Below are 15,767 nucleotides of genomic sequence, written 5' to 3'. Positions count from 1 at the left end.
TTACTAAGATTTTAAGATACAAAAAACCGTCCTTCTCGGACGGCCGCAAAAACTCGCAAATAATGCGTTTTAACCGCCCGAAATAATTGTGGATAAATTGTTAGCGAAAACTCTCACAGTTTTTATCTAATATTAGCTTAAAACTTCTTAATTAACCCCTCTTTTTTACAGTATCCTTATTATATATAATCCTAAAAATTATGTCAAGAAGATACACGGTTAATAAAAAACCGTCCCGAGTACTTGGGACGGTTTACTTTTAAGCTCTTTAAATAAAGTTGGCGCTAATCGCTCCCTTTTGTTTAGCGATCAAGCTGTTCTGAATTTTTTTATCATCCCAATCAATATAAAACTCGCTGGGGAAAGCCGCCCGAAGTAATGACTGGATTTGACGCAAACGATAGAGGTGGTGGTTCTCTTCTCCCATGGAATATTTATGATTGAAATATTTGGGGAAAAGATGAAGCTGGACCTCTAAAATACCGCCGCAAAAAAAAGAAATAAACTTCATTTCCGGAAAAAATTCCCGAGAAGTATGATGATTCTTTTCCTCTGGTTTTCTTTTTCCTCTAATAACAACATTGCTGACGGCATCGGGATTGGAAAAAATATCCTTACAAAGACGCTCTTCCCAAACTGCCCGCAAATCTTCTTCGGAAAAGAAAATCAGAGAAATGGCGCAGCTATCTCTGGCCCGCGGATTATCGGCGGCGTTGTTGGTCAATGATTTCCTGAAAACATCATTTTCGGTTTTAACACGATTTTCATAAAGTACTTTGTAAACTTTTTTACCGGCTTTAATGTAACGAAATTCCAGGGGAATAATCACGCGCCGTGAACCCTTGAGGTCAAATCGATAATTATTTTTGGGGTCACAGCGAACCAGTAAACTGTCAGCCGCCATTTTTCTTTCGGCTTTGCCGTCAAATAAACGTTCTTCAAGCGTGAGAGTAGTTTCCCGCAACTGCTCCCCAACCCGATTATCATTCATCACTCTCATCAGTAAATACCGCATGCCCAGATGCCAGAATAGTCCGGCGTCAAAACTCCGGACTTCACTATAACGCTCATCGCCCTCCGGCTCCCACATAATCTTCAAAAGTTTGAGCGGGTCATCAGTGGGTTTGGCAACACCATCAGAAGTAAACCTAAAACGATAAATAGCCGAAACAAACTCTCTGATTAATCCAGCGCGAAACCCCTTGGCAGCCTTGATGGCTTCGGTAAATTCCCGATAAACCGAATCTTCGGGTATTTTGCAGCCAAAAGTACTGACCAGCCAATCAACAATCTCCATTTCCCCTTCGCCGTCAGAAACTTCCGCCACCGCTTGATACAAATTCCATAACATCATCAAGGAATCCCAAGAATCTGGATATTTTGCGTCAAACTCCGAACGGCTTAAAGACCCATCTATAACACCCTTTTTAAAAGTGGTATAAAGATGGGGTCTATTGGTAGTTAGTAAACTTTTCATTAATTACCCTCCTTTTATTGTAAATGAACTTTTGACTATCTCTTCTTTTTAATACAAAAAGGATTTTTAGTCAAATAAAAAAGGAGGGGCAAGGCCTCTCCTTTAAAAAATTTTGCTCCGTTTAAAGTACAAATTTTCCGGTCGCGAGGGCGACCTCTTTGTAATTTTTCTTAAGCTCGTCCTTTTTGGCTTCATCAACAACTTCGGCCTGGCGATAAACATCTTTGTCTTTTTTTTGGGACTTATCACCGTCGGGCCACAGGCGCCACGAATCATTGTCAATTACATCCGCGACCAGCAGTTCTCCGGTTTCATAATCAAAGCCGCATTCAATTTTGAAGTCAACCAATGTGACACCTTCCTTAGCCCAGGCCTTTTCTAAAACGAGAAAAACTTTTTTCCCAATCTCCTCCAGTTCCAGAACCTGTTCACGGCTGAAGGGCAAATTAAGCGCCGTGCGGGCGGAGAGATGTTTCTTTTTACCCGCGGACAATGGTTTTTGGGGGTCATAAATATCAAAACCTTTTTCTTCGTTATTCCAAACCATCAACGGGTCGTGTTGGGCATCATCCTTCAAAAAAAGTTCGCTAATCAGCTCTTCGAACACAAACCCCTCTGCTACATCTAGATTGCGTTCTAAATAAGAGCCAGTGGCCAAACGGCGCTGGACGATTTTTATTGGTATCATCCTGACGCGGCGGGCCAGAAAAGTTTTTTCGTCCACCTGTTTCAGAAAATGCGTTTTAATTCCCGAGGAATTAAGCAGAGTAAAAACATTGCAGGTTGTGGTCGTTGCCAAGATATCTTTGCCCTCTAAAATATCTTTTTTCACCCCGTCTTCGGCGGTGATGTCTGGCTTACTTTCAATCAACACCTGATTAACATTGCCTGAATTTGACCAAATGATTTTGGTTTTACCCACGGCAATCTCTTCCCCTTTTTCGTTTTCCATTTTTATCTCCTTATAAAATTGTGTAAAGTGCAAACGAAACTGTGCCTTGGGAGAGAGTCGAACTCTCAAGGGGTTTCCCCCACCAGGTCCTAGGCCTGGCGTGTCTGCCAGTTTCACCACCAAGGCGCGTTTAGATATCAAAAGCATAATAACTTTTTCCGCCAAAAAAATCAAATATAAAACCCCTTTCTTAATTTAGAAAGGGGTTCTTTTGATTTTTACTTTTTTTGGGGGCGAGACTGAGTCCGTCATCTTCAATGAAGTGATAGACATCCCCATCACCGCCTTCGCCCCAAAAAATTCCTTTGCTAAATTTTTCGGCAAACTCAGGACGACCCGCGACCATTGTCTTGGTGTAAAAAAAGGTTACGCCGATAAAACTGCTTAGGGTTAAACCTTCTCCATTTTGAAATCCGGCAGCATAATATACCGCTTCTTCAAATAAAGAAAACTTTTTCTCATAAAAATCTTTTTCCCGCTCATCTATAATATGATAAAGTTTGAGAGTCCATTCTTTTTCATTTCTTTCTTTAAAAATTTTAATCCCCCACGGTTCTGCGGGGCAAAATTTCCCGGATTCTTCCATCCCCAGTTTAAATTGCCTCTCGGCTGGGGTAAAACTTTGCGGAGCAACATTGATAGCTATCGGCACTTTTATATTGTGGTGATTATACAGTGCTTTTTGCGCTCCAATCGCCCACCCCAATGCTTCAAAAAATCCGTGACAGTACAAACTTTTTTCAAAATCCTTGGCTCCTAATTTATAACACACAAAAGTTACCGTAAAGGCCCCTTCCCCCTGAAGAATATACATACTAAATCTTTCTTCACACGTTTTTCCCTCCATCGTCGTATTCCTTTCTAAATTTCAAAGTGCTTCCATTAAGGTTATATTTAAACTAATTCGGAAAAACTGTCAAGTGCCCCCATACTCCTCGCTCGCGCCTCACTTCAACGACCCCTGGAGTCAAACCCTTTATCGATTCTTAGCCATTTAAACCTTGGCCATCAAAAGGTCAACCAGCAATTCCGGCTCCCAGGAAGTAGTTTTTGTTTTTTTGTCTATTTCTAATAATTGCCGATAAATGTTTTTTAATTCTTCAAAATTATAACGCCGGGCCTGCACCAACGCTTTTTTAGCCACAAAAGGATGAATCTTCAAGCGACGGGCCAAAGAATTGGAGGTTTCTCCAAGCGCTTCCTGAACTTCCAAAAGAATTCTGTACTGGCGATTAAGCATGGAAATTATGTAGCTGGCGGACGAGCCAAAGGATAGCTGATTTTTCAAAAGACGGAGCGCCTCTTTCTTATTTTTATTTCCCAAAGCATCCACTAAACCGAAAATGTTGTCATCAAATTTGGTGCGAACCAGCTCTTCCACGTCTTCCTTTAAAATTTCTTGCTTATTTTTATAAGCCAAAAGTTTATCCAATTCATTACTTAACTGCCAAAGGTTGTTGCCGACATACTCAACTAAAGTCCGCACCGCCAAAGAGTTGATTCTCCCCCCGCGTTTTTTCACCTCTTCGGAAATCCAGTGACCGAGAGCCGAATCATCAAGCGGAACAAATTCCTGAAAATATTTTTGTTCGGATAAAAATTTAGTCAGCTTGTTTTTGGGAGACCCTTCTTCCCAAAACGCCATAATAACATCGTCCCTCTTTTGATGTTTTTCTAAAAATTCAACCATCTCCTCGGCTGTGGCTTTATTCTCCGAAAGGTTGCTGATAGCCACAAAACGCTTTTCTGACAAAAAAGGAGCGGTTAGTATCTGCTGCTCTAACTCTCCAAAACTAATTTTAGCCCCGTCTATTTCTGCGACATTCAATCCGGATTTATCCCGTTCGCGGATAAATTTTTCTTTTAATTCCTGCTGTTTTTGTCTTGAGCGAAAAGTATCCTCGCCACAAAGATAGATAATCATACGAACCCATATTAACACACGCCCTAGTTGTTGGCAAAAGTATTTTTACAACACTTTTATCCCTTGGCTCCCCAATTATCGCCAAGCGTCACATCAACAATCAGGGGGACTTTTAATTTAAAAATGTTCTCCATCTTTTCTTTTATAAATTCCCCGACTTTTTTCGCCTCTTGCTCCGGCACTTCAAAAACCAGCTCATCATGCACTTGCAAAAGCATCCTCGCCGTTTTACTGATTGCCGGCAATTCTTTATAAATAACAATCATCGCCATTTTAATCAAATCCGCCGCCGTACCCTGAATAGGCATATTAATAGCCATGCGCTCCGCCGCGGACCGCAGCTGGGGCAGTCCGGAAGTAATATCCGGCAGATATCTCTTGCGGCCGAAAAGTGTCTGTACATAACCATGGCGCAGAGCGAAATTTTTTGTACCTTCTATGTATTTTTTTATATTGGGGTACAAACCAAAATACCGCCCGATGAATTCCTGCGCTTCTTCGCGCGACATACCAGTGCTTTGCGCCAAGCGATTAGCGCCCATCCCATAAGCAATGCCAAAATTTACGGCTTTAGCCGCCCGCCGCTGTTCTCCGGTTACCTCGCTTGGTGCCACGTTATTAATTTTGGCGGCCGTGGTCGTATGGATGTCCTGCCCTTCGCGGAAGGCTTTAATCATATTTTTATCATCGGCAATGTGAGCTAAAACCCGCAGTTCGATTTGTGAATAATCGGCAGACAAAATCTTAAAGCCCTTTTCGGCAATAAAGGCCTTGCGGATTTCTCGTCCCAGTTCGGTGCGAATGGGGATATTCTGCAAATTGGGGTCAGAAGAGGAAAGCCGGCCAGTGGCAGTAATGGTTTGGTTAAAACTCGTGTGCACCCGCCCGTCAACTTCGCTGACTAGTTTGGGCAGGGCGTCAAGATAAGTTGATTTTAATTTGGCCAGCTCACGATGTTCAGAGATTAAATCAATGATTTTATGCCGGCCGCGCATTTTTTCCAATTCAGGAGCGGCGGTAGAAATCCCGGTCTTGATTTTTTTTAGTCCTTGAGTGGAAATCTTCAATTTATCAAATAAAATTTCTTTAAGTTGCAGCGGGGAATTGATATTAAAGGCCACTCCGGCGATTTTATAAATTTCTTTAGCTAAATCCTCAAGGCGAGCGCTCATTTTTTTGGACATCTTCTTTAAAAACTGTGAATCTATCTTGACTCCTGACTTTTCCATAGTCGCCAAAACCTCAATTAGCGGCATTTCCAGTTTTTCCAAAAGTTCGGCGAGTTTCTCTTTGACTAGCCCGGCTTCCAGATTTTTTTTAAGTTGCCAAGTGTAATCCGCATCCTCGCAGGAATACTCGGCCAATTTTTCCACTGGAACATCGGTAATCATCACCTTATTTTTGCCGGTCCCCACCAAATCTTCAAAAGAAATCATGCGATGACCAAGCTCGTTAAAAACAATGGTGTCCAATTTATGCGCTCGCGAACCCGGGTTTAAAAGATAAGAAGCAAGCATGGTGTCAAAACCCATCCCCCGCAAATTAATTCCCGCTTCTTTCAGTATCTCCAAATCGTATTTAAGGTGATGACCGACTTTTTTAACTTTTTCATCTTCCAAAAGGGGCTTTAACTCTTTAATAAATTCCGGTTTGGTCACTACATAAAAAGCCTGGCTGGCTTTCCAACAAAAAGAAATACCGAGCAACCGCGCCTGAAGAAAATCCAAGCTGGTGGTCTCGGTATCTACGCAAAATATCTTCTGTTTTTTTAGTTCCGCTAAAAATTTTTTGAAACTTTTGGAGTCGTTAATCAGGGAATAGTCCCAACTGGCCCGGGTTTGAAGTTTTTTTTTACTGGCTGCCACACTCTCATCTGCTCCCAATCCTGGTATTCTCTTTAAGAGAGAGGAAAATTGTAATTCCTGAAAAATCTTGCTAATTTTTTCTCTGTCAAATTCTCCAAATTTCGTGGCGTCCAGATTAAGTTCCAGGGGGACATCACGGACAATAGTCACCAGATGTTTACTTAAAAAAGCTTTATCTTTATTTTCTTTCAGTAGGCCCCTGACTTTATCGCTAATCTTTTCGCTGTCTAAATTTTTGTAAAGATTTTCCAGATTGCCGAATTCTTTAACTAAATTCAGCGCTGTTTTTTCTCCAATGCCCGGCACGCCGGAGATATTATCAGAAGCGTCGCCACGCAAAGCCTTATAATCAATAAGTTGGTCGGGATTTAGCCCGTCAAATCTTTCGCGCACCCCGCGTTCATCGTAAAGAACCGTGTCTTTAATGCCTTTGCGCAAAGTATAAACCACGGTATTGTCATCAACTAACTGCAATGTGTCCATATCACCGGTGACAATTACGGATTCAATTTCTTTGGTGTCCACTGATTTTTTGGCGCAAATAGTGCCAATAACATCATCGGCTTCAAACCCGGATTTTTCGTAAATCGGTATGCCAAATGCCCCGACAATTTCGCGCACTCTGTTCAGTTGCACGTAAAGCTCTTCTGGCTGTTTCTCGCGAGTTGCCTTATATTCTTTATATTCTTGATGGCGGAAGGTTGGCTCTTTACGGTCCAGCGCCACGGCCACATATTCGGGTTTAAATTCTTTGAGCACTGTCAATAGAATTGAAGTGAAACCATAGACCGCGTTAACCAGCTCCCCGGATTTGGTGGTCAGCGGAGGAATGGCATGCCACGCCCGATGAAGCAGGGCATAGCCATCAATAATAATAAACTGTTTTTTCTTAGCCATATTTTATTAAAGAATACCATTTTTAGCCGATAAAAACAAGATGAAAAACTTGACAAAAATAAACAAAAATGTCATTATATAATGTTCCTTGATAACTATAACGATAAACGAAAGAAAGGGTAAAAAATGAAAAACCTTATATTCCTAGTCCTTTTATCCGCTATTTTGCTTGGCGGCTGCGCGACTGGAGTTTCAGAGGCATATCTGAAGGCCGATACCTTGTGGTGTCACAATACTCTGCTGCTTTGCGCCGAGTTAGTGGCAGACAAATACGCCAACAACTCCAACGAAAAAAGCGGAGTGCTGATGTATGTGGCAACACACGAATGTAACTGGGACATAGAGAAAAAACTCTCTACGCTGGGGAATCCTTCCCAATCGTGTAAATGTGCTTTCGCCGCAGATGAGACAGAGCGCATTATTGAATGCGATGAATGGTTAGAAAAAATAAGAAAGAAAGGGGGATGCCATGAGCAATAAACCCCCCGGCGAAGAATTTTTGGAAACAGTTCGGACGGAAATCAAAAAAGCTTTAACTAAAAAACTTGGCGGGGTTGTTTGGACCAAAAAAGAAGATGAGATACTGGCGCTAAGAGTTAAAGACATCGCGAAAATTGAAAAACGGCTAGCCAAGGAAAAGAACGAATCAAAAAAACGTCTTCTCGTAATTCAACGCAACACCGCGCTGGACCACATAGCCATTCTGGCCATACTCAAAACAAAGCTTGTTGAAGAAAAAGCCAAGGAAGAACTGAAAAAGGCAATAATCAAAATAGTCGCTAAAATCATAAAAGATTTGGTTATCACCCTTCTCACTGCCTAAAACTTTTTTAAAACTAAAATCCCGTTCTTAATATAAGGACGGGATTTTTTCTTTGAGGCCACGGCCGGGATTGAACCGGCGAATGGGAGTTTTGCAGACTCCTGCCTTACCGCTTGGCTACGTGGCCAAAATATTTAAAGTGCTAAATTTTTATTGGAAATTTTGTCCTATTAGGAAATCTCTCAAGGGGAGACTGACTCCTGCCTTATCCCGAGCACTCGGGACTACGTGGCCAAAATTTATCAGAAAAACAAAGAGGCAAACAGCCAGCTTGCCTCTAGTATATCAAATTGCCTGATTTTATCAACTTTTAATAAACCTCTACTTTTACTTTTTTAACGCCAAACTCCTCGGCCGCCTCGCGGCTTTTCATCCAAACATCTACGCGATAGGTATAGCGAGGATTCATTCTATCTTCAACATGAAAAACCTGCTCACCAAAAACTTCGGGTATCTTAACCTTAGTGCCAAAACGCAAAAAATTGGCAGCCACAACATTTTCCTTGTCGCGAGCGCAAACATTCAGCCCGGAAGCGGTAACACAGGGAGTGCTATCGGTCTGGTCCGGCGTGCTGGTATAGGCAGTAACCACAACATAAAAAACTTTTTTTGGTTTTTTTAGCTCTTTGTCTGGAGATAAAAATTCCCGTTCCTCGCAATCTTTCTTTTCCTCGCAGATGGGCCATTCTAAAACAGCCGCCCTTTCAGCTAACGATTGCTCTTCAAATCTTTCTAAATCCTTGGCAACGGAAACTTGCGGAAATAAAAATTCCATAATAAAAATCGCCAATAAAAGCAAAGGTTTTTTGTCTAATTTCAGCCATTTTTTGAATAAATATAAATTTCTTTTCATATTTTTTATAAATAAAAAATCCCATTAAACTAAAACGGGATACCAAAAATTATAGCATATTTTGATGATTTTGTCAAGACCTCGCCTAAATGGCAATTATTTTGTATAATAAAAGAAATCCTCTAATTTTATGGCTCTACCGCATCATATTCAGTCCCCTAAAAGCTGGAAAAGGCCCTCTTATGAGAGATTTAAGAAGCCGAACCGTACTCATCTCAAACCCCTGCCTCGCAATAAACCGCTGGGGATTATTTTGTTTAAAAAAATGCGGGAAATTCTGCGAAGCAAGGCCGCAGGATTTTCTCCTCGAAAAAATCTTTGGAATAACTTTTGGAAAGGGGCTGTTTCTGTTATTGTTTTAGGTATTCTGGTGGGAAGCGTCTTTTTCGTAGGAGTACTCGCTTGGTTTAATAAAGACCTGCCCGACCCTAACAAAATAATAGAGCGCAGTTTAGCTCAAAGCACTAAGATTTATGACCGGACCGGAGAACATCTACTTTACGAAATTCATGGCGATGCCAAAAGAACAGTAATTAAATTAAACGAACTGCCGGAATATGTTAAGTGGGCGACAATTGACATTGAAGATAAAAATTTTTATAAACACGGCGGTTTTAGTTTGTGGGCGATTTTTCGAACCACTGTCAGCAACATTCTTTTTGATAAAAAGGCGGGCGGTTCCACTATCACCCAACAATTTATCAAAAATGCCATACTCACCAACGAAAAAACTTACACCCGAAAAATCAAAGAATTGATTCTCGCTTATCAAATAGAAAAAAAGTTTTCCAAAGACGAAATTCTGCAAATGTATTTTAATGAAATCCCCTACGGTTCCACGGTTTATGGTATTCAGTCGGCCGCGCAAAATTTTTTCGGCAAAGATGCCAAGGATTTAACTTTAGCCGAAGCCGCGCTATTAGCCGCACTGCCTCAACGCCCGACATATCTTTCTCCTCACGGCAATCATACCGATGAACTTTTCTCCCGCCAAAAATATATTCTTGATTTGATGGTAAAATACGGACATCTTGAAGAGAAAGAAGCGGCCAAGGCCAAAGAAGAAAAAATAACTTTCAAAAACAAGGCGGAAAATATTACCGCCCCGCATTTTGTGATGTATGTTAAAGAATTACTAACAGATAAATATGGGGAAAAATCGGTGGCCGAAGGCGGACTTAAAGTTTACACTACACTTGATTGGGATAAACAAAAAAACGCTGAGGAAGCGGTAACTAATGGTATTAAAAAAATAGAGCAGTATGGGGGCAACAACGCGGCGCTTGTTTCTTTGGACGCCCCTACCGGACAAATTTTAGCCATGGTTGGTTCGCGGGATTATTTTGACAATGAACACGATGGACAGGTGAACGTCACCTTAAGCCCGCGCCAGCCCGGGTCATCTTTTAAACCCATAGTTTACGCCGCGGCCTTTGAAAAAGGATACACCCCCAACACGGTTCTTTATGACGTTAATACCGTTTTTAAAACAGAAATCAAAGATTACGAACCAAAAAACTATGACCTTAAAGAACACGGGCCCGTCACTATCAGACAAGCTCTGGCAGGGTCACTCAATATCCCGGCAGTCAAAACAATTTACTTGGCCGGCATTGATAAGGTTCTGGATTTAGCGGAAAAAATGGGCTATACCACGCTGAAAGACCGCAGCCGCTTCGGCCTTTCCTTAGTACTCGGCGGCGGGGAAGTAAGGTTGCTGGAACACACCGCGGCCTACGCCGTCTTTGCCAACGAGGGTGTTTATTTTGAACCTTCGGCCATTCTTAAAGTAGAAGACCGAACCGGGAAAATACTTGAAGAATTTAGCAAAAAATCACGTGATGTTTTAGATAAAAATATCGCCCAAGAAATTACCAGTATTCTTTCTGACAATAACGCCCGAACTTTTATTTTCGGCGCAGAAAACCTTCTCCATTTGGAAGACCGTCCGGTGGCCGCTAAAACCGGAACGACTAACGACTATCATGATGCCTGGACAGTTGGTTACACTCCGGATCTCGCCACCGGCGTCTGGGTAGGCAACAATAATAATAAGGAAATGAAACGCGGAGCCGACGGGTCGGTAATCGCCGCTCCCATTTGGCAGGCCTACATGAAAAAAACGCTGATGGGAACAGAAGTCAAAAAATTTAACGACCCGGAAATACCCAAAACTGGCAAGGCAGTTCTGGACGGAGAAAATTTCGGGCAAATTAAGGTCAACATAGATAAGGCCAGCGGCAAATTGGCAACTGAATACACGCCGCCAAGTCAGATTGAAGAAAAAATCTTTCAGGAGGCGCACTGCCTGCTTTATTATATCCGCAAAGACGACCCGCTGGGTCCGCCGCCGGACAATCCGGCTGATGACCCGCAATACCAAAATTGGGAAGAGGCCGTGCAAAAATGGGCGGCGGCGCAAGGATTTATCACTCAACCTCCGCCGACGGAATATGATGACGTTCATCTGCCCCGCTATCAGCCGGTAATTAACATCACTTCGCATAATATTAACGAAACCGTCAGTACGAGAGATATTGTTATAACAGTTCAGACCTCGGCGCCGCGCGGGATGAGACGGGTGGAATATTTTATAGATAATAAATTAATGACAAAAGTTTATTCTCTCCCCTTTACTCTTAATTACCACCTGAAAAATGTGAGTAACGGCTTTCATACCATTAAGGCCGTGGCTTATGACGACGTAGATAATAACAATTCGGCGGAAATCACCCTTAATTTTAATTTGCCGACTGAAGCGATAACCATCAACTGGATCGGGCCGAAAGATAATTCTACTTTTTACGCCTCCAGCTTCCCTCTAACCCTCTCGGCCGAGCTCTCGCTTCTGGCCAACGTCGCCAAGGTTGATTTTTATTATGAAGATGCCAACGGCAACCCGCAACGCATTGATTCTCTTATCAGACCCGCCTCCGAAATACTGGAAGCCCACTGGGTGAAACCGCCAGCCGCCGGAAAATACAAACTTTATATGGAAGTCACTGACGAACTGGATAATAAATATCAAAGTGAATATATAAATGTAACCATCCAGTAACAGCTCAAACAAAAAACCGTCCTAATGCCGCCAATGCGGGGGACGGTTTTCTGTTTGTATGTTTAAATATGTCTTACTGTTTAATGGGCATAACAATGTAAAGATACCCCTCGGTATTGGCTGGACGAATAATACAGGGATTGTCTGCATCAATTAATTCCATCTTGGCCTCCTCTTTGCCTAAATTATTTAGCCCATCTAAAAGATAACGATAATTCAAAACTATTTTATTATCCGCGCCGGTAATTTTAGCCACCACTTTGGCTTTATTTTCGCCAAGCTGATTATTTACGGCGCTCACCTCCACATTGTCATCTGCTGGATTAAAATTTAGCGTAACATCATAAATTCCCGAACGAGCAAACAAACTAGCGGTCTTTACGGCATTAGCAACATCCGCTACTCCGACAAAACACTCTGTTTTAAAATCTTTCGGCACAATCTGGTTATAATCCGGGTACTGGCCTTCAATTAAACGGGAAATTATTTCCACGCCATTATAAACAAATAAAATTTGATTCTCTCCAAAATAAATTTCCACATTATCTTCACTTTCTTCCTCTCCCTCCTTTTTCAACCCTCCCAAAATGCGCGACAGTTCCTGAATGGTTTTAGAGGGGATAATAACGCTATTTTCGGTATTTAATCCCTGCTTTAATTTTATTTTCTTTTCCGCCAGCCGATAGCTGTCGGTAGCGGCTAAAATAAGCTGGCTGTCGTTGACTTTAAAAAAGATGCCGCCGATTTCCGGCCTGGTATTGCTTAAAGAAACAGCAAAACCAACCTGGGCCAAGGCCTCTTTCAACTCTCTGACGCCGCAAATAATCGGGTTTTTTTTATCTATTTGAGGAATCAGGGGGAAATCCACGGCCGGTACGCCCTTAATTTTAGTATGGTAATTATCACAACTCACAATTAACTCTTGGTCTTCAAGCGTCAAATCAACTTTCTCCTTAGGCAGAAGGGCGATATAATCAGAAAAAACTTTTGACTGCACCGTAAACTCACCCTCTTCATCAACTTTGCCGCGGATAATACAACTCACGCCGATTTCCAGATTTGTCGCTCGTAATTTTACCCCTCCTTCTTTGGCCTCGATGAGGACATTGCCGAGAATCGGCAAATTGGTATTTTTACTGGCGATATGCCCAACCACAAATAAACCTTGATTTAAATTTTCTTGAGTACAGGAGAGTTTCATATAAAAGTTATTATGATTTAACAATTATAAAGCCGTTCTTTGATAGCGCTGATTTCCTGCTTGGTTTTTTCGCAATTTTCTATTTCGCCTATAATTTTATGATAAGCATGCATAGCCGTGGTATGGTCCCTGCCCCCCAACTCCTGACCAATGGCCGGGTAAGAACTTTGAACTTCTTCGCGCATTAAATACATAATAATCTGGCGGGGATAGGCTAATCTTTTTTCGCGGCTTTTCCCAATAAGCTCCTCAATGGCTAAATCGTAAAATTCCGCCACGGTTTTAATAAGCGTCTTGGGAGTGATATTGGCGCGTCCACCGCTGGCGGGTCGGCTGATGGTGCTTAAAATATTTTTTACATTCTCCAAATTAATCGGCGTATTATTAAATTGATTAAAAGCCATAATACGATTTAGGGCTCCTTCTAACTCCCTGATGTTATTCTGCACATGGCTGGCGATAAAAGAAACAATCTCTCTTTCCAAGGCATAATTTTTTTCTTTTAGTTTCGCTTCCAAAATAGCAATTCTTGTTTCCAAGTCGGGAGCGGACACGTCCGCAATCATCCCCCATTCAAAACGGGACAACAATCTTTTCTCCAGCGCCGGAATGGCTTTAGGCGGACGATCTGAAGTTAAAACAATCTGCTTATTTGATTGGTGTAAATGATTAAAGGTATGAAAAAATTCTTCTTGTGTCCCCTCTTTCCCGGCAATAAACTGGATATCATCAATCAAAAGCAAATCCACGTTGCGATAGGCATCCTTAAACTCTTTGCCCCGGCCATTTTTTACCGCTTGGATATATTCATTGGTAAACTTTTCGGAGGTGACATACATTATTTTACAATTTTGGCATTGGGCCAAAGCGTGCCCCACGGCCTGTAAAAGATGGGTCTTACCTAAACCGACTCCGCCGTAAATAAAAAGCGGATTATAGGTCTTCCCCGGAGTTTGGGCTACTGCTTTGCAGGCGGCATAAGCCAGTTCATTGCCCTTACCGACAATAAACTTATCAAATGTGTAGCGATTGTTAAGACCAAAAGAAGAAAGGGCTGGTTCCGTTTCTTCCTGTTCTATTTTTTTTATGTCCCTGATTAAGTTTGTCGCTTCCGGCTCGCTTAATTTTTTCGTTTCTACCTTAAAAAATATTTCCCTGATTTGTCTTTCGGTTAAACTCTGTAAAGCTTTTAAAATGGATTCGTGATATTTTTTTTCCAACCAACTTTTAGTAAAAGCATTAGGCACGCCGACTATGACCTTACTTTCTTCGCGAGAAGAAATAAAAGTCCCGCGAAACCACGTGGTAAAATTTGCTTTGGAAAGTTGTAGCTCTAACTCTCCTAAAACGGCTTGCCAAAGTTGATCGTTTTGCATATCTGGTATTTTAGAAAATTTAAATTTTTTTGAGAAAATCACGCTATAAGAATTCCCGTATTATACACCATTTCAAAAATATTGTCCACCACGAGGGTCAAGCCAAAAAATGTTCATAATCTGTGCATTACATGTTTAAAACTACTTTTGCGATAACACCGTGTTACTCTGACCCCAAAACGAAGGAAAGCACCAAACTTGACTGAAGTTAAAATCGCTGCTATTATAATAGAAAAGTTAAAATTAATCAAGGATGTATGTCTACTAAAAGAACTTACCAGCCAAAAAAGAGGAAAAGACAGAAAACCCATGGGTTTAGAAGGAGAATGAAAACCAGGGGCGGACGCAAGGTTTTAAAGTCCCGCCGAGCCAAGGGAAGAAAAAAATTAACCGTCTAAAAACTCATTTTTAGATAACAAAACGAAGAGGTATAATTAAAAAACGCTTCGTTTTGCGTTATATGTTGCCAAAAAATCATCGTTTAACCAAAACCAGAGATTTTGACGCTGTTTTCAAAAAAGGGCGGGGTTGTTATTTGCAAACTTTGGGGGTTAAATGCGCGCCCAATCATCTCGCGATTTCCCGCTTCGGCTTTATTGTCCCCGTAAAAATAAGCAAAAAAGCGACTAAACGCAATTATTTGAAAAGACAGCTTCGGGAAATTATCCGCCTTAACATAAAATCTATTAAAACCAGCTATGACTGCGCGGTGCTGGCCCGCGAGGGAATTTTAGAAAAAAATTATCAGGAGTTGAAAACGGAACTGGAGCAAGCTCTCGCTAAGTTACGCCTGTTATGAGAAATCTTATCGCCTATAATACTCGTCTTTTAGTTCTGAAAATAATTAAAATCTATCAAAAAACACTCTCGTTTGACCACGGAGTGTTTAAGTATTTATTTCCTCACGGTTATTGCCGCTTCCGGCCGACTTGTTCGGAGTACGCCTATGAAGCAGTGGAAAAATTGGGAGTGCTCAGGGGCGGGTTTAAGGCAATGTGGCGGGTATTGCGTTGCAATCCTTTTTCTAAAGGCGGATGGGATCCGGTTTCCCGTTGTCATTCTGAGGGAGTCCCAAACTCTCGGGACGACCGAAGAATCTGACCAGACCCCTTACCAAATCGTTAAAAAATTTTTACTACTTTCGCTTTCCCTTTCTCTCCCCGTATAATTTCCACTTCGCTTTTGCTGACACCAAATTCTTTAGATAAAATTTTAATCAGCGCTTCATTGGCCCGGCCTTCAAGCGGTGGAGCGTTCAGATAAACCTTAAAGCTGCCGTCTGGCAGCTTTTCTATTTTCTGATGTTTGGCGCGAGGAATGACTTTTACTTTTATGGTTATC

At 41.7% G+C, this 15,767-nt stretch carries 15 protein-coding genes and 2 tRNA genes; 6 read left to right on the top strand and 11 right to left on the bottom strand.

The genetic code is table 11. From position 1 onward, the window contains the following. Positions 1-268: 268 nt before the first annotated feature. From PHG22_04175 to polA, 6 genes are all read right to left on the bottom strand, one after another. Positions 269-1,477, bottom strand: coding sequence for a hypothetical protein (locus PHG22_04175; GenBank protein ID MDD5490951.1), 1,209 nt, complete (start codon positions 1,475-1,477; stop codon positions 269-271). Positions 1,478-1,598: 121 nt separating this feature from the next. Then, positions 1,599-2,429 carry a phosphoribosylaminoimidazolesuccinocarboxamide synthase gene (locus tag PHG22_04170; GenBank protein MDD5490950.1) on the bottom strand — a complete coding sequence of 277 codons (831 nt, stop codon included), beginning with the start codon at positions 2,427-2,429 and terminating at the stop codon, positions 1,599-1,601. A gap of 42 nt (positions 2,430-2,471) precedes the next feature. Continuing rightward, positions 2,472-2,555: transfer RNA gene (locus tag PHG22_04165), tRNA-Leu, on the bottom strand. Between the two features lie 64 nt (positions 2,556-2,619). Next, positions 2,620-3,276 (bottom strand): hypothetical protein, encoded by a 657-nt coding sequence (locus PHG22_04160; protein ID MDD5490949.1) that lies wholly within the window; start codon positions 3,274-3,276, stop codon positions 2,620-2,622. 147 nt (positions 3,277-3,423) lie between these two features. Further along, a complete protein-coding gene (gene holA, locus PHG22_04155; GenBank protein ID MDD5490948.1) occupies positions 3,424-4,353 on the bottom strand; it encodes a DNA polymerase III subunit delta in 930 nt (309 codons plus the stop codon). Between the two features lie 56 nt (positions 4,354-4,409). Beyond that, entirely contained in the window at positions 4,410-7,115 is a 2,706-nt protein-coding gene (polA, locus tag PHG22_04150; protein MDD5490947.1) for a DNA polymerase I, read from the bottom strand. Between the two features lie 126 nt (positions 7,116-7,241). Between polA and PHG22_04145 the strand changes: the two genes are divergently transcribed. Together PHG22_04145 and PHG22_04140 are read left to right on the top strand one after the other, a co-directional pair. Then, positions 7,242-7,595 carry a hypothetical protein gene (locus tag PHG22_04145; GenBank protein MDD5490946.1) on the top strand — a complete coding sequence of 118 codons (354 nt, stop codon included), beginning with the start codon at positions 7,242-7,244 and terminating at the stop codon, positions 7,593-7,595. Continuing rightward, positions 7,585-7,938, top strand: coding sequence for a hypothetical protein (locus PHG22_04140; protein MDD5490945.1), 354 nt, complete (start codon positions 7,585-7,587; stop codon positions 7,936-7,938). Before PHG22_04145 ends, PHG22_04140 begins: the two co-directional genes overlap by 11 nt. Before the next feature lie 55 nt (positions 7,939-7,993). On the opposite strand, the gene PHG22_04135 is transcribed toward PHG22_04140, so the two are convergent. After that, positions 7,994-8,065 (bottom strand) — tRNA-Cys (locus tag PHG22_04135). 183 nt (positions 8,066-8,248) lie between these two features. Next, a complete protein-coding gene (locus tag PHG22_04130) occupies positions 8,249-8,791 on the bottom strand; it encodes a hypothetical protein (protein ID MDD5490944.1) in 543 nt (180 codons plus the stop codon). 130 nt (positions 8,792-8,921) lie between these two features. On the opposite strand from PHG22_04130, the gene PHG22_04125 reads away from it, so the two are divergent. Then, positions 8,922-11,849 (top strand): PBP1A family penicillin-binding protein, encoded by a 2,928-nt coding sequence (locus PHG22_04125; protein ID MDD5490943.1) that lies wholly within the window; start codon positions 8,922-8,924, stop codon positions 11,847-11,849. 73 nt (positions 11,850-11,922) lie between these two features. Here the strand turns inward: PHG22_04125 and dnaN are convergent, their stop codons facing one another. Together dnaN and dnaA are read right to left on the bottom strand one after the other, a co-directional pair. Next, a complete protein-coding gene (dnaN, locus tag PHG22_04120; GenBank protein MDD5490942.1) occupies positions 11,923-13,050 on the bottom strand; it encodes a DNA polymerase III subunit beta in 1,128 nt (375 codons plus the stop codon). Positions 13,051-13,067: 17 nt separating this feature from the next. Further along, positions 13,068-14,426, bottom strand: a complete 1,359-nt coding sequence (gene dnaA, locus PHG22_04115) for a chromosomal replication initiator protein DnaA (GenBank protein ID MDD5490941.1) — start codon at positions 14,424-14,426, stop codon at positions 13,068-13,070. A gap of 257 nt (positions 14,427-14,683) precedes the next feature. Between dnaA and rpmH the strand changes: the two genes are divergently transcribed. From rpmH to yidD, 3 genes are all read left to right on the top strand, one after another. After that, a complete protein-coding gene (gene rpmH, locus PHG22_04110) occupies positions 14,684-14,824 on the top strand; it encodes a 50S ribosomal protein L34 (protein MDD5490940.1) in 141 nt (46 codons plus the stop codon). Between the two features lie 62 nt (positions 14,825-14,886). Continuing rightward, positions 14,887-15,225: a ribonuclease P protein component gene (gene rnpA, locus PHG22_04105; protein MDD5490939.1), complete on the top strand. Its 339-nt coding sequence runs from the start codon at positions 14,887-14,889 to the stop codon at positions 15,223-15,225. Then, a complete protein-coding gene (gene yidD / locus PHG22_04100; protein ID MDD5490938.1) occupies positions 15,222-15,527 on the top strand; it encodes a membrane protein insertion efficiency factor YidD in 306 nt (101 codons plus the stop codon). The genes rnpA and yidD overlap by 4 nt, the downstream gene beginning before the upstream one ends. A 20-nt stretch (positions 15,528-15,547) precedes the next feature. On the opposite strand, the gene PHG22_04095 is transcribed toward yidD, so the two are convergent. After that, positions 15,548-15,766 (bottom strand): DUF167 domain-containing protein, encoded by a 219-nt coding sequence (locus PHG22_04095; protein MDD5490937.1) that lies wholly within the window; start codon positions 15,764-15,766, stop codon positions 15,548-15,550. Position 15,767: the final 1 nt, after the last annotated feature.

The sequence above is a fragment of the Patescibacteria group bacterium genome (genome assembly GCA_028716045.1).
Classification (GTDB): Bacteria; Patescibacteriota; Patescibacteriia; order JAQUQO01; family JAQUQO01; genus JAQUQO01.
Note: the sequence above shows the minus strand (reverse complement) of the source record. Positions and strands in the feature narration are given on the sequence as shown.

What these genes read in the sequence shown, in the direction of transcription:
- holA (MDD5490948.1), bottom strand. Translation starts at nt 4,353, where the DNA reads ATGATTATCTATCTTTGTGGCGAGGATACTTTTCGCTCAAGACAAAAA.
- PHG22_04160 (MDD5490949.1), bottom strand. Translation starts at nt 3,276, where the DNA reads ATGGAGGGAAAAACGTGTGAAGAAAGATTTAGTATGTATATTCTTCAG.
- dnaA (MDD5490941.1), bottom strand. Translation starts at nt 14,426, where the DNA reads ATGCAAAACGATCAACTTTGGCAAGCCGTTTTAGGAGAGTTAGAGCTA.
- dnaN (MDD5490942.1), bottom strand. Translation starts at nt 13,050, where the DNA reads ATGAAACTCTCCTGTACTCAAGAAAATTTAAATCAAGGTTTATTTGTG.
- PHG22_04140 (MDD5490945.1), top strand. Translation starts at nt 7,585, where the DNA reads ATGAGCAATAAACCCCCCGGCGAAGAATTTTTGGAAACAGTTCGGACG.
- yidD (MDD5490938.1), top strand. Translation starts at nt 15,222, where the DNA reads ATGAGAAATCTTATCGCCTATAATACTCGTCTTTTAGTTCTGAAAATA.
- PHG22_04145 (MDD5490946.1), top strand. Translation starts at nt 7,242, where the DNA reads ATGAAAAACCTTATATTCCTAGTCCTTTTATCCGCTATTTTGCTTGGC.
- PHG22_04170 (MDD5490950.1), bottom strand. Translation starts at nt 2,429, where the DNA reads ATGGAAAACGAAAAAGGGGAAGAGATTGCCGTGGGTAAAACCAAAATC.
- PHG22_04125 (MDD5490943.1), top strand. Translation starts at nt 8,922, where the DNA reads ATGGCTCTACCGCATCATATTCAGTCCCCTAAAAGCTGGAAAAGGCCC.
- rnpA (MDD5490939.1), top strand. Translation starts at nt 14,887, where the DNA reads ATGTTGCCAAAAAATCATCGTTTAACCAAAACCAGAGATTTTGACGCT.
- polA (MDD5490947.1), bottom strand. Translation starts at nt 7,115, where the DNA reads ATGGCTAAGAAAAAACAGTTTATTATTATTGATGGCTATGCCCTGCTT.
- PHG22_04130 (MDD5490944.1), bottom strand. Translation starts at nt 8,791, where the DNA reads ATGAAAAGAAATTTATATTTATTCAAAAAATGGCTGAAATTAGACAAA.
- rpmH (MDD5490940.1), top strand. Translation starts at nt 14,684, where the DNA reads ATGTCTACTAAAAGAACTTACCAGCCAAAAAAGAGGAAAAGACAGAAA.
- PHG22_04175 (MDD5490951.1), bottom strand. Translation starts at nt 1,477, where the DNA reads ATGAAAAGTTTACTAACTACCAATAGACCCCATCTTTATACCACTTTT.